The sequence below is a fragment of the Arthrobacter nitrophenolicus genome (assembly GCF_000332815.1).
GTDB classification, from domain to species: domain Bacteria; phylum Actinomycetota; class Actinomycetes; order Actinomycetales; family Micrococcaceae; genus Arthrobacter; species Arthrobacter nitrophenolicus.
Map to the genome: position 1 here is coordinate 1 of NZ_AOFD01000007.1, position 13504 is coordinate 13504.

Consider the following 13504-nt stretch of genomic DNA (forward strand, 5'->3'; position numbering starts at 1 on the left):
CCCAGCCGCCGCCGTCGCTGTGGCCGCCGCCCCAGCCGGCGCCACCTCCGCCGTTGAGGATGGAGTTGATCAGGATGCCGCCCAGGATGGCGCCGCCCAGGCCGCCGCCTCCGCCTCCGCCGAACATGCCGCCCCGGCCGTAGCCCTGGTTGGCGTAGCCGCCGAAGTGGTCCACGTCCGCCTGTGCCAGCTGGGCTGCCTGCGCCGCCAGGGCGTGGGCCTGCTGGGCGTAGGTCAGGGCCGTGACGGGATCGGTCCGCGAGATGGAGAGGGCGTAGTCCAGATTGCGCTGCGACTCGGCCAGCCGGGTCCGGGCCTCTGTCCCCACGCCGCCGCGGCGGGCCGTGATGTAGTCCGAGGTGGCGCTGATCTGGGCCTGTGCGGACATGATGGTCTGCTGGAGCGAGGCCTGCGCACGGCGGGACTGTTCCTGCTGGTCCCGGATGCCGGTCAGGGCCTGGTCCAGGGACTGGTGGGCTGTTTCCACGCGCTGGAGCGTGGCGATCGGATCGATCTTGCCGCCCTGGATCTCCGACTTCACCTGTGCCAGCGCAGCTTCCACGCCGGCCACCGGCCCTGCCAGTTCGGGGTGGGCCCCGGACTGAATCATGGCCCGGGCCTGGGCGAGGTCCTGGGATGTGTCCACGACCGACGCTTCGAGCCTGTTCCGTGCCTCGTCGAGGTTGGACGAGACCTTGGAGATTGCGTCCAGCAGGACATTGGTCTGGTGCAGGCTCTCTTCGGCGGCACGGACAGCGACGGCCGCCAGGCTGCCCTCCCTTCACTGAGCTTTTGCTCCGCGGTGGCCGTGGCATTCTGGACGAAGGCCAGGCGTTCCTTGGCCTGCAGGATGTTGTCGGCGACCTGCGTCAGGGCACTTTCGGCATACTTTTCACGCAGGCCGGCCAGGGACTGCTCCGCGCTGGCAATCTTGGCATCGGCCTCGCGCGCTCCGGCGTTGACGGTGGCGAGGGCCTGCGGGGCGTTCTTCTCAAGCTCGCGCAGGGAATCGAAGTCCGCCTTCTGCTCCTGGAGCGACGCCAACGCGGCCTCGGAACGGCGGATGATTTCGCCGTACCACGTGCGCTGCTGCTCCTCGGTGTCCGGGATATGGTCGTCCAGTTGCTGCTGGAGCTTGAAGGACTCGCTCATGTGGCCCTTGGCTTCATCCAGCGCCTTGGTGAAGTTCCCGACGGCGGCGTCCCCGTACTGCGCCTGGGCGAACATGAGCTCCTGCTCGCTGGACTTGATGGCGTCGTCGGCCTCGATCAACAGCGAACCGCTCTTGCGCCGCAGCTCCTCGAGGCTCAGCGACGCCAGCGGGTCCACATGCTCGCCCTGGGGCCCATAGCTGGCACTGGACGCCTGGCCGGCGGCCTTCCTGCGCTTGTTGCGGAAGTACAAGTAGGCGCCCGCACCGCCTGCGGCCACAACGCCTGCCCCTACGAGAACAGCCGCACCGGCACCGTCACCCGGGACGTTGCCGCTTCCGCCGCCTGCTGCATCACCGATTGCGGCTGCAGCATTGATTGCGGCTTGGGCGTAATTGTCATTGGCAAGTTGCGGACCGATGGCCTTGCTCTTAATGTTTTCGAGCTGGGCATTGGTGATCTTGCTGCCGCCCTTGTTCAGGGTGTACTGGCGGGTTTCGGTGGCAATCGCGAAAATCAGGGCGTTGGACCCGAGGCCTGCCTTTTCCGCCACTGCATCCGTCCAAGCCTCCCGGTCACTGGGGTTCTCGAACCTCTTGACGGTGACGACGTGGAGCACGGTGGAATGCTCGGCCCCAAGCTTTTTGATGGCGTCCTGGACCTCACCCTTTTGAGACCCCAGGACGCCGGCGGAGTCCACAATCTTTGTTGCCGGATCCAGGGTGACCGGGTCCTCGGCCCAGGCCGCGCCGGCCGGCACCGAAAACAGGCCCGCAAGGCCGATCACGGCGAATGTACGTATGAACTTTGACCGCATGTGCAACCCTTCAGCACGCCTGACACCGATTCGGGACGAATCAGTCGTCTCAGAATCCAGCAGCGCCCCCACGCTTGGTGTGAAGCCGCAGGTCGCTGTGGCAATTCATCTTGATTCTATGGTGCACCCCACACCCCGTCCATTGGGGTGAATATGCCACCAGCGAAACGGTGAGGGGGCGGTCCTGAAGGGCCGCATGGACCCTTCAGGAAGCTCTCAGCAAACATCCGAGATTGATCCAGCGAAGGGGGCCATAGTTAATGCAGACGAGGATGAAAGGAAGTCCCATGACTGAGAACCAAACTCCCGGACCGGCTCCGGACGGCCGCGCCGGCCGCCAGAACCCCTGGGAGCAGCACTCCGCCCGCCAGGAGGAACGGAGCCCGGAGGCTCGGCATGAGGACAATGCGGGGGCGGCGAACGGGACAGCTCCGGCTGCCGGCGGACCGGGCACTCCGCCGTCGCAGCACCCCACCGAAAACCTGGGCCAGTACGGCACGAACCCCACCCAGGAGCTTCCCGGCGCGTCCCGCCCGGACTACCCGCAGCGCCAGCCGTTCTATGGGCAGCAAAACTACGACCAAGGCCAGTGGTCCGGCCAGCAGTACCAGCAGCACGGCCCACAGCAGCCCGGGAGCTATACCCCCAACCCCAAGGATGCGCCGCGCCGGAAGGCAAGTTTCGGCGTCGGAACCCTGGTGGCCAGCATCCTCGCTGCCGGCCTGGTGGGCGGCGGCGTGGCGACGGTCGGGTCGGCGGAGTTCTTCGGCAACACCGGGTCCTCGACGGTCGCGGGCAGCAACAGCCAGCCCGGCACCGTCATCGTCAACAACCAGGATTCCGTGAACGAGATCACCGCAGCGGCGGTGAAGGCATCCCCGAGCGTCGTGACCATCAGTGCATCCAGCGGCAGCGCGGGCGGAACCGGCTCGGGCATCGTGCTGGACGACGATGGCCACATCCTGACCAACACGCATGTCGTCACCCTCGACGGCCAGACTGCGAATGCTGCCCTTGAGGTCCGCGCCAGTGACGGCCGGGTCATCCCCGCCAAGCTGGTGGGTACCGACCCGCTCTCGGACCTCGCCGTCATTAAGGTGGACGCCGGCTCGGGCCTGACGCCCGCCACCCTGGGAGATTCCGGGAAGCTCAACGTGGGTGACACCGCGATCGCCATCGGTTCCCCCCTCGGCCTCACCGGAACCGTCACGGACGGCATTGTTTCCACCCTCAACAGGACCATCAGCGTGGCCTCCGCAGCAGCCCCCGAAGAGGGTGACAACGCCGAGGGCGACGACGAGGGCGGCTTCCAGTTCGCGCCTCCGGGCGGCGGCCAGAGCCAGCAGACGGCGGACCAGGGCGAGATTTCCATCAACGTGATCCAGACAGACGCGGCCATCAACCCCGGCAACTCCGGCGGCGCCCTGGTCAACACCAGCGGCGAGGTCATCGGCGTCAACGTGGCCATCGCCTCCGCGGGCTCCAGCGCCTCGTCCACGAGCGGCAACATCGGCGTCGGCTTCAGCATCCCGATCAACCACGCCAAGCGGGTGGCCCAGGAGATCATCGACACCGGCAAGGCTTCCCACGGGCAGCTGGGTGTCAGTGTCAAGCCGAAGGCCGCCTCCAGCACGTCGTCCGAATTCTCGGTGGGCGCGGAGGTGGCCACCGTTGAGCCGGACTCGGCAGCCGCCAAGGCCGGGATCAAGGTGGGCGACGTGATCACCAGGTTCAACGACCTCACCGTCGGTGAACCCGAGCAGCTGACCGCGGCGGTCCGCGAACAGCCCGCCGGGTCCAAGGTCAGCATCACGGTCCTGCGCAACGGCCAGGAACAGGCCCTGGACGTCACGCTGGGCGCCGCGGCCAGCTAGGCACCATAAGGCAGGACCAGCAGGCAGTGCGACGGCGGCGTCCCCACCTTGGGCGTGGACGCCGCCGTCGCACGTTCTTGATGGGTGGTGCTGACACAGGCGTTAACGGAAGAGGGCACAGGGGCGCGCCTTTGTGGTTAGCTAGGAGCTACCCGTATGCCGGGCATCCCGCGGCCATGACCTCACCCGGCTGGCTGTCCACAAGCATGGAAGGCTGCTGTCACTACAGTGGAAGATACATTGAAGATCATCGTCCTGGTCAAGCATGTACCGGACGCCCAGTTCGACCGTCACCTCAACGGGGAGGGCTTCACGACGGACCGCGATGAGAGCATCCTGTCCGAACTTGACGAATACGCGCTGGAGGCGGCACTGCAGCTGGCCGAGGCGCGCGGCGGAAGCAAGGCCGGCAACCAGGTCATTGCACTCACCATGGGCCCGGCGGGCGCGGCCAACGCCGTCAAGAAGACCCTGCAGATGGGCGCCACCGAGGGCGTCCACCTTTCCGACGATGCCTTGGCAGGTTCGGATGCCGCTGCAACCTCCCTGGCGCTGGCCGCTGCAGTCCGCCACGTGGGCCAGGCGGACCTGATCATTACCGGCATGGCCTCCACGGACGGGGAAACCTCGCTGGTGCCGGCACAGCTGGCGGAACGCCTCGGCCTGCCGCAGGTCACGTTCGCCTCGTCACTTGAGGTGTCCGGCGGGCGACTGACCGCACGCCGGGATGCGGATACCTCCTCGGAGACCGTGGAAGCGCCGCTGCCCGCCGTCGTGTCCGTCACGGACCAGATCAACGAGCCCCGCTACCCCAACTTCAAGGGCATCATTGCCGCCAAGCGCAAGAGCATCACCACCCTGTCGCTGTCGGACATCGGCGTGGACCCCTCCCAGGTGGGACACAGCGGTTCCTGGACCAGTGTGGTCAACGCCGAGGAACGGCCGCCGCGGACCGCAGGCACCATCATCACTGACGAAGGCGACGCCGGCATCAAGCTGGTCGACTTCCTGGCCGCACAGAAGCTGCTCTAAGAGGGATCACAGACATGGCAAAAGTACTCGTATTTCTTGACAACCCCGGCGCTGAACTGAAGAAGAGCAGCCTGGAGCTGCTGACGCTTGCCCGTTCCCTGGGGGAAAGCGCTGTCGCCGTGAACGGCGAGGTCTCTGACGCTGCCGCGGCAACGCTCGCCGAATACGGCGTCAGCACGGTGGTCCGGCCTTCCGCCCAGGACCTCAACGACTACCTGGTCGCTCCCAAGGCGGCCTACGTGGCAGCCGCCGCTGAGGCAACGGGTGCCGGCGTCGTCCTGCTGGACAACTCACCCGAGGGCAAGGAGATTGCCGCCCGCGTCGGGATCCGCCTCAACGCCGGCGTGATCACCGACGCCGTGGGCGTGGACGCGGACGGAACAGCGCACAAGTCCGTCCTGGCCGGTTCGTACAACACGTCCTGCAAGGCAAAGACCGCTGTGTCCGTTGTGACCCTGAAGGCCAACAACGTAACCCCCGAGCCCGCCGCCGCTCCGTCCGCACCGGAATCCCTGACCGTGGAAGTGCCCGCAACGGCAGCGGTTGCCCGCATCACCGCCCGCGAGCAGAAGGTCGCCAGCGGCCGGCCGGACCTCACCGACGCCCGAATCGTGGTGGCCGGCGGACGCGGCCTGGACGGCGACTTCGGACCAGTCGAGGAGCTCGCCGACGCCTGGGTGCAGCAGTGGGGGCGTCACGCGCCGCCACCGACGCCGGCTGGATCAGCACGATGCGCAGGTTGGCCAGACAGGCAAGACAGTCTCGCCGCAGCTGTACATCTCCGCGGGCATCTCGGGTGCCATCCAGCAGAAGGCCGGCATGCAGACCTCCAAGGTCATCGTCGCCGTCAACAAGGACGCAGAGTCGCCGGTGTTCGAAATCGCCGACTTTGGCATCATCGGTGACGTCTTCGACGTGCTGCCGCAGGCCACCGCGGAGATCAAGAAGCGTAAAGGCTGAGTCTTTGACTGCACTGGACCAGCAGGCACAGAGCCCGTTCAACCCGGCCACGGACCGGGTTGGGCGGGTCCTCTGTTTTGCGGCGCACCCTGACGACATCGACTTCGGCGCCGCCGGCACCATCGCCGCCTGGACGGCAGCGGGCGTCGAGGTGAGCTACTGCATCATGACCGACGGCGATGCAGGCGGCTTCGACCCCGCCCACCGCGCGGACATTATCGCCCTGCGGGACGCGGAGCAGCGCCGTGCCGCCAAACTGGTGGGTGTCACCGATATCCATTACCTCCACCAGCGGGACGGGTACCTGGAGCCCTCGCACGAGGTGATGAAGGAAGTGGTGCGGCTGATCCGGAAGATCCGGCCCGACGTCGTGCTGTCCATGCACCCCGAGCGGAACTGGCGGCGCATCCAGAAGAGCCACCCCGACCATCTGGCGGTGGGCGAAGCGGTGACCCGCGCCGTCTACCCGGCCCTGGAAAACCCGTTCGCCTACCCGGAACTTACCGAATCCGGACTGGAGGCTTTCAAGCTGCCGTGGCTCTGGCTGTACGCCGGTCCGGAGGAGCGGGAAAACCACTTCGTGGACGTCACCGGCCAGGTGGAGGCAAAGCTGGCCGCCATCCACGTCCACGTCAGCCAGCACCCGGACGTGGAAGCCATGGAAGCAACCGTCCGCCACGGCATGCGGGCCAATGCGGCCCGCGCGGGACTCCCTGAGGGCAACAGCGCGGAAGCCTTCCATGTGGTGGCCATCAACGGACCCGGCACCATCGCCGGGTTCTAGCCTGCAACAGGAAACGCCCCGTCCCCTTCCAGCGAAGGGGACGGGGCGTTTGCCTTTTGTCGTTCGGTCCTAGGCGCCGAGGGGTGCTGCGGCGACTGTGGGCAGGGTGGGGGACTGGGACCCGCCCACCGGTTCCACCGTGATGCCCAGGGCGGACGCGGACGAGATGCCCTGGACAACGGCCGGCTTGGACAGCGCGTCCTCGTCCATCAGGCCCTGCGAGACGGGGGCCGAGCCGTCCTTGGGGATCAGCCACATCTGGTAGACCTTGCCCTCCGGCGGAGCGGGGACATCGTTCATCTTGACCACCGCGGCGTCTTCGGACGCGAGATGAGCAGTGTGGCGGTGCCGCCTGCGGACACGTCCACGGACGCCTCGCGAAGGTCGCCGGCCCGGATCACCTGGTTCACGGGATCGTTCTGGTCCGCAAGGTAGGAACCCACGCCCACGCCGCCCAGCGCAATGGCTGCGGCAGCCGCAACCCCGGCAAGCCAGCGGCGCGCTCCACCGGGCCGTCGCCGTTCCTCCCGCCGCTGCCGTGCGGCGGCGAGTTCATCCACGCCGGCCGTTCCCGCAGCCGTGGCCGGCGGCGCCGAGATGGTTCCGGCGTTGGGCTGCCGGTCGTTCCGCTGGGTGGTGGCGTCAGGCAGTTGGGCAACGATGCGGTTGAAGAGGTCGGCCGGCGGCTCCTCCTCGAACCGGAATGTCGTGGCGAGGGTCTCGCGGGCCTGGCGGACACGCTCCAGGAAAGCAAGGCGCTCCGCGTCCGGGGCGGCCGAGATGTAGTCCTCAATAGCCTGGCGCTCGTGGTCCGCCACGGCGTCCAGGGCGTAGAGTTCTGCAAGGTCCACGGCACGGCCGGAGGCAAGGTCCATGGCAACGGTGTCGCCGAAAGCTCCGGAGCGGCCGTTAGGTCCTTGGTTCATTTCTGTCATCTCAACTCACCCCCAAACAGGTCTTCAGTCGGATCAGTCCGTCGCGGATGCGGGACTTGATGGTTGGTACTGCTGCGTTCAGCCGCTCTGCCACCTCGCGGTAGGTGAGGCCGCCGTAGTAGGCCAGGCGTACGGATTCCTGCTGTGTTTCGGTCAGGGTTCCCAGGCAGCGGACCACCGCTTCGGCCTCGAGCCTGCTGCCTACTTCATCGGAAACCGTGTCATGGTCAATGTCCTGCGTGCTTGCCCCGTACTTCGCCTCGCGGTCCGTAGAGGACTGCGAGGACCTGACCTTGTCCACCGCACGCCGGTGCGAAATGGTCATCAGCCAGGACAGCGGGCTGCCGGCGGCGGGATCGAACTTCGCCGCGCTCTGCCACACCTGCAGGAAGACCTCCTGCGTGGTGTCCTCGCTGAGCTCGGGGTCGATCAGCACCCTGCGCGCCATGCCGAACACCCTGCGGGACGTCAGCTGGTAAAACTCCGCGAAGGCCGCCTGGTCCCCCTGGGCAATGCCCGCCAGGAGAAGCGCAAGGCGGTGGCTAAGGTCAGCCGGCGGATCTGTCACCGCGGCAGAAGCCTCGGCATTTGGCGCATTGGGAGTTTCCATTACTACCAAGCATAAGTCTCCCGGCGGTGAATCCTTAGCAGTTCCGCTCCGGCTGGTGGGGTTAGCCCGAGAGCCTGCTTCCAGTAGTGTCACCTGCCGCTCCTTGATCAGCGCCGGAAATGTTTCCAGGAGTCATTCGGGGCAGAACGGGAAATGGATGGGTGGTGCAGAAGAATCTTTTGGACCGGGGGCGCGCCCGGGGTTTCAGATGCGCGCGCCCGCAAATCCCTGTTGCCGCCAGGCCTCGTAGACGGCGATGGAGGCGGCGTTGGCAAGGTTGAGCGAGCGCAGGGCAGGCAGCATGGGCAGCCGCACGGTGGCAGTGACGTGGGGGTCCTTCTTCAGCTCTTCCGGAAGCCCCACGGATTCCCTGCCGAACATCAGCACGTCGCCGGGCTGGTAGGAGATGTCCGTGTAGCTTGCCGTTCCGTCCGACGTGAAGGCATACACGCGTTCCGGCTGCAGGTGCTGCCAGGCGTCCTCGAGGGTCTTGTGGACCGTGACGACGGCGAGGTCATGGTAGTCGAGGCCGGCGCGGCGGAGTTTGGCGTCGGAGAAATCGAAGCCCAGCGGTTCCACAAGGTGCAGTTCAGCCCCCGTAATGGCGGCAAGCCGGATGGCGTTGCCGGTATTGCCGGGGATTTCAGGGGCGTGGAAGAGAATGCGGAACACGGTTCCATCCTAGCGACAGCCCGCTGGCCATGGCGTTTCAGTGCATGCCGCGCAGCAGCCGGGCCAGGACGGGGACGTTGACGGTGTTCGGCGCCGGTCCGGAGGCCAGGAACTCCTTGATGCCCCGGACCATGCCGGCCGCGTTGACGATCTGGACGGTTTCCAGGGCTCCGGACGGGCGCCGGTGGTGGTCGATGACGGGCTCGTGCAGGTTGCCGGTGGGACTGAGGACCACGGTCCAGCCGGTTACATTCAGTTCCGGAAAGATGTCCTGCATCGCCCGGACCAGGTGGGCCAGCTGCGGTGGGGCTATGGTGCGGGCGCCATGATTGAGGGTCCTGCCGTCCCAGGCATACGCGCCTTTGGGGAGGAGCATGGAATTGACCAGGGCCAACCGGTATCCGGAGAGGACCGCGTGGTCGATGTGGCTGTTGTCTGCCGGCGACTGGAGGCCGTTGACAAGCCGGGCGGCCGGAATCGCCGGCAGGACCTGGCGGGTCAGGAGCTGCACCGTGCGCATCTCCCGCTGGATCCGGGCCTCGGCGCCGAAGATGCCGCGCTTGCGTGGCATGCCGTGTACCTGCTGGCTGGCCTGTGCCAGGGGGATGAGTGGGACGCTGCCCGGCGTCACGCCGTCGTAGGCAGGTACGTAGATGGGCGGGTCTCCGGCAGTGTTCCGGGCGCTCCCCGGCCGGTGGACGGTGGCTGACGCGCGGCTGCCCGCTGGAGGGGCGTCGAAGTGGGCTTCATCGTTGGCGGTATCGCGGACAGTACCTGCCGCGTAGGACCGGTCATAGGCCTTGCGGCGTTGCGGATCGATGAGGGTCTCGTAGGCGGCAGTCACCCGGCGGAAGGCAGCAGCGTCACCCCCGTGGTCCGGATGGGCGGTGCGGGCGGCACGGCGGTACGCCACCTTGATCTCCTTGTCAGTGGCAGTGACCGCGACCTGGAGGACCTGGTAGTGGGAGCTGTTGCGCTCGCTCAAGCACACATCCTTTTCCTTGTGGACCGGCCCGTGAATGGAGCCGGGCCAGCCCAGTTTAGCCAGCATTGCTGCCGGCCCTGATGTGACAACGAGCGCCCGGGTTCCGCAGGTTCCCGCGTACCCGCAGTCTAGACTCGTGGGGGCACGGCTGGGCGGCCGATGGGGAAGGCAGTGGGTGGAGATGGAAACACCGACGGCGGGACGGCCTGCCGGAGACGGCCGGCGGAGGGCGGTGCTGGCGGCCGCGCTCGTCACGGTCCTGCTCAGCGGGTGCAGCCTGGACGTGCGGGATCCCGCCGCACCGGAAGCCGCGGAGAGTCCAACGGTACCCGCCACCCCCACCATCACCCCGGGGCATGATGCCGAAGCCGTGGCCGCGCAGGACCTGCCCTTCAGCGCCGGCGGCATCCTTGCCCGCGGCGTGCCCGTCGGGATTTCCGACGGGTTGAGGGAGGCGCCGGCTGGCAGGTCGTCAAGGAAAACGTGGCGGGGGAAAGCCAGTACCTGAAGGCGGACGGTTGCCTGGTTTCTGCCAGGGTCCGCGGCAACCAGGAAGCCCTTGCCCGGGCGGACGACCGTGAATCGACTGTTGCGCTGTTCCAGTACCTGGACCCCACTGTCCTGCCGGGCTACCTGAAGACAGACTCGTTGCGGTGGGGTGAAGATCTGGAAGCACCGGAGCGCCGGGTGGAGGTCCTGCTTCTCGAGCAGGCCGCGCCCGGCGGCAGGGCAACAGCTGTCATGGCGCGGCTCTTCGCAACGGCAGGCTCTTCGGTCTACGTCTCCGTTTCCTGTCCCGATGCCCCCTCCCTCGCGGGAGCCCGTGCGGACGTGGCCACCCGGCTCCAGGTCCTGCCGCCGTCGAACTAGGCTGCGAGGTAAACGTGGGCCATGCTTCCCGGCATGTTTTGCCGGGAAGCCGCCGCACCCGAAACGGCTAGAATTACAGGGTGCCCGCCTACCTCGATCATGCTGCAACTACCCCGCTTTCCGCTGAGGCTTTGGCTGCCCTGACCCGCGAACTGGCCCGCACCGGCAACCCGTCGTCGCTGCACGGCTCGGGCCGGCGGGCGCGCCGGACGGTGGAGGACGCCCGGGAAACAATAGCCGCTGCCGCCGGGGCGCACCCGTCCGAAGTGATCTTCACCTCCGGTGGCACCGAATCGGACAACCTTGCCGTCAAAGGCCTCTACTGGGCCCGCCGGGCCGAAGACCCTGCGCGGCGGCGCATCCTGTGTTCCGCCGTCGAACACCATGCAGTGCTGGACACCGTGGAGTGGCTGGAGCGCCATGAAGGCGCGGAGGTGACGTGGCTGCCCGTTGACGGCGAAGGTGTGGTGGACCTGCCGTTCCTCGAGGCCGAACTCGCCCGTGATCCGGCCGGCGTCGCGCTGGTGACCGTGATGTGGGCCAACAATGAGGTGGGTACCATCCAGCCGGTCCACCGCGTGGTGGAGCTTGCCCATGCCGCGGGCGTTCCGGTGCATTCGGACGCCGTGCAGGCGTTTGGTTCCCTGCCCGTGCATTTCAGGGACTCCGGCCTGGACGCCATGTCCATCAGCGGCCACAAGATCGGGGGACCGGTGGGCGTGGGTGCCCTCCTGCTCGGCCGTGCGGTCAAACTGACGCCGGTCCAGCACGGCGGCGGCCAGGAACGCGACGTCCGGTCCGGCACCCTGGACACCGCCTCCATAGCCGCCTTCGCCGCTGCCGCTGCCGGGGTAACCGCGAATCCAGCCGACGAAGCCGCGCGCATCGCTGCCCTGCGGGACCGCCTGGTCGAGGGCGTCCTCGAACGGATTCCGGAAGCCGTCCTTCGAGGCGCCCCGGGAGCCGGGCGGCTCCCGGGCAATGCGCACTTCACCTTCCCGGGCTGCGAAGGTGACTCACTGTTGTTCCTTCTGGACCTCGCAGGGGTGGAGTCATCAACGGGATCCGCGTGCACCGCCGGAGTGCCGCGCCCCTCCCACGTCCTGCTGGCCATGGGGCTTGACGAGGAGACCGCCCGGGGTGCCCAGCGCTTCACGCTGGGCCACGCTTCCACGGACGCCGATGTCGACGCCCTCCTGGCTGCCCTGCCGGATGCGTATGCACGTGCCCGCCAGGCCGGTATGGCCGGTCACGAGTCCTCGATCCAGACAGCCGGGACCATTGCCCGCCAGGTGCCGGGCAGCCGCTGACCCGGCACCCGCGGCGGACGACTTTACTCGAGGCCGTAGAATAGATAGGCAAGGATCGTCTCCGGGAGCCTGCCTGGTCGATTTGCGCAGTCCATTTGCGCAGCCGATCCGGGCAGTCGATTTTCACAGCCGGTCCGCGCCACCGGGCGCCGGCCAAAAACCTTCCCCTACAGAAAGCCAGCATGCGAGTTCTAGCAGCCATGAGCGGTGGAGTTGACTCCGCCGTTGCCGCCGCCCGCGCCGTCGAGGCCGGGCACGACGTCGTCGGCGTCCACCTGGCGCTGTCACGGATGCCGGGCACCCTGCGGACGGGCAGCCGCGGCTGCTGCACCATCGAGGACTCGCGCGACGCGTGGCGGGCCTGCGACGTGCTGGGCATTCCGTACTACGTGTGGGACTTCTCGGAGCGCTTCAAGGAAGACGTGGTCCAGGACTTCATTGACGAGTACGCTGCCGGCCGCACTCCCAACCCCTGCATGCGCTGCAACGAGCGCATCAAGTTCGCGGCGTTGCTGGAGAAGGCGATCGCCCTGGGCTTCGACGCCGTCTGCACCGGCCATTACGCCAAGGTCATCGAGGACGCCGACGGAAACCGCGAACTGCACCGCGCCGCGGACTGGGCGAAGGACCAAAGCTATGTCCTGGGCGTCCTGACCCACGAACAGCTCAAGCACTCCATGTTTCCGCTGGCCGATACACCGTCCAAGGCGGAAGTCCGGGCAGAGGCCGAACGCCGCGGGCTGTCGGTGGCCAACAAGCCGGACAGCCATGACATCTGCTTCATTCCCGACGGCGACACGGCAGGGTGGCTCGCCGAGAAGATCGAGATGACCCGCGGCGACATCGTCGACGAGACCGGAGCCAAGGTGGGCGAGCACCCGGGCGCCAACGCGTTCACCGTCGGCCAGCGCCGGGGCCTGAAACTGGGTACCCCTGCCGCCGACGGGAAGCCGCGCTTCGTGCTCGAGATCAGGCCCAAGGAGAACAAGGTGGTCGTCGGCCCCCAGGCATTGCTGGCCATCGACGAGATCCGCGGCATCAAGGTGTCCTGGGCGGGCCTGCCCATCCGGGAAGTCGAAACCGGCGAGGAGTTCGATTGCTACGCCCAGGTGCGTGCCCACGGCGACCCGGTGCCCGCCGCCGCCCGCATGGAGACGGCCGGGGACTCAGCTGGGCAGCTGGTGGTCCGGCTGGCAGACCCCCTCCGCGGGGTGGCGCCCGGGCAGACCGTTGTCCTTTACCAGGGCAGCCGGGTCCTTGGCCAGGCCACCATCGACGCCGCCCGGTCCCTGCAGCGGGCCGTGCTGTAGCCCACGAATCCCACTAACGCCGCCCCGGTCCCCGGGGCGGCGTTTTTGTTGTGGAAGCACATTTCTGCGGACCGGACGGGGCGGATCGGGCCGGCACTTAAATTTTGTGGCGCGACTCACACAAATGGTCCGAGCTGAGTGTTGACTCTCTGATTGAATCTTTCCCATCCGTACAGCGTCCCCCGCCTAAGCAG

General features: G+C 67.4%; 10 protein-coding genes and 3 pseudogenes. 8 read left to right on the forward strand and 5 right to left on the reverse strand.

What is annotated here, in order from left to right:
* A pseudogene (locus G205_RS03735) lies at window positions 1-1968 on the reverse strand (TPM domain-containing protein); the annotation flags it as partial.
* A gap of 287 nt (window positions 1969-2255) precedes the next feature.
* On the opposite strand from G205_RS03735, the gene G205_RS03740 reads away from it, so the two are divergent.
* The 4 genes and pseudogenes from G205_RS03740 to G205_RS03755 all read left to right on the forward strand — a co-directional run bounded on the left by G205_RS03740 (window position 2256) and on the right by G205_RS03755 (window position 6618).
* On the forward strand, window positions 2256-3842 hold the full coding sequence (locus tag G205_RS03740) for a S1C family serine protease (protein WP_009356808.1): 1587 nt from the start codon (window positions 2256-2258) through the stop codon (window positions 3840-3842).
* A gap of 240 nt (window positions 3843-4082) precedes the next feature.
* Window positions 4083-4874 (forward strand): electron transfer flavoprotein subunit beta/FixA family protein, encoded by a 792-nt coding sequence (locus G205_RS03745; protein WP_009356809.1) that lies wholly within the window; start codon window positions 4083-4085, stop codon window positions 4872-4874.
* A gap of 14 nt (window positions 4875-4888) precedes the next feature.
* Window positions 4889-5834, forward strand: a pseudogene (locus tag G205_RS03750) (electron transfer flavoprotein subunit alpha/FixB family protein).
* 4 nt (window positions 5835-5838) lie between these two features.
* Window positions 5839-6618 (forward strand): PIG-L deacetylase family protein, encoded by a 780-nt coding sequence (locus G205_RS03755; protein WP_009356810.1) that lies wholly within the window; start codon window positions 5839-5841, stop codon window positions 6616-6618.
* A gap of 69 nt (window positions 6619-6687) precedes the next feature.
* Here the strand turns inward: G205_RS03755 and G205_RS03760 are convergent.
* The 4 genes and pseudogenes from G205_RS03760 to G205_RS03775 all read right to left on the reverse strand — a co-directional run bounded on the left by G205_RS03760 (window position 6688) and on the right by G205_RS03775 (window position 9820).
* Window positions 6688-7553, reverse strand: a pseudogene (locus G205_RS03760) (anti-sigma factor).
* A 1-nt stretch (window position 7554) separates the two neighbouring features.
* A complete protein-coding gene (locus G205_RS03765; protein WP_009356811.1) occupies window positions 7555-8163 on the reverse strand; it encodes a sigma-70 family RNA polymerase sigma factor in 609 nt (202 codons plus the stop codon).
* Between the two features lie 204 nt (window positions 8164-8367).
* On the reverse strand, window positions 8368-8835 hold the full coding sequence (locus G205_RS03770; RefSeq protein ID WP_009356812.1) for a tRNA (cytidine(34)-2'-O)-methyltransferase: 468 nt from the start codon (window positions 8833-8835) through the stop codon (window positions 8368-8370).
* Window positions 8836-8872: 37 nt separating this feature from the next.
* Window positions 8873-9820: a J domain-containing protein gene (locus G205_RS03775; RefSeq protein ID WP_009356813.1), complete on the reverse strand. Its 948-nt coding sequence runs from the start codon at window positions 9818-9820 to the stop codon at window positions 8873-8875.
* A gap of 181 nt (window positions 9821-10001) precedes the next feature.
* Between G205_RS03775 and G205_RS23660 the strand changes: the two genes are divergently transcribed.
* The 4 genes from G205_RS23660 (at window position 10002) to mnmA (ending at window position 13310) form a co-directional block, all read left to right on the forward strand.
* The gene (locus G205_RS23660; protein WP_338058370.1) at window positions 10002-10328 is read left to right on the forward strand and encodes a hypothetical protein; all 327 of its coding nucleotides are present in this window, start codon (window positions 10002-10004) and stop codon (window positions 10326-10328) included.
* Complete coding sequence (locus G205_RS23665) at window positions 10304-10690, forward strand: hypothetical protein (RefSeq protein ID WP_338058371.1); 387 nt, start codon at window positions 10304-10306, stop codon at window positions 10688-10690. Before G205_RS23660 ends, G205_RS23665 begins: the two co-directional genes overlap by 25 nt.
* A gap of 80 nt (window positions 10691-10770) precedes the next feature.
* Window positions 10771-12000 (forward strand): cysteine desulfurase family protein, encoded by a 1230-nt coding sequence (locus tag G205_RS03785; protein WP_009356814.1) that lies wholly within the window; start codon window positions 10771-10773, stop codon window positions 11998-12000.
* 182 nt (window positions 12001-12182) lie between these two features.
* Complete coding sequence (gene mnmA / locus G205_RS03790; protein ID WP_052014019.1) at window positions 12183-13310, forward strand: tRNA 2-thiouridine(34) synthase MnmA; 1128 nt, start codon at window positions 12183-12185, stop codon at window positions 13308-13310.
* Window positions 13311-13504 lie beyond the last annotated feature (194 nt).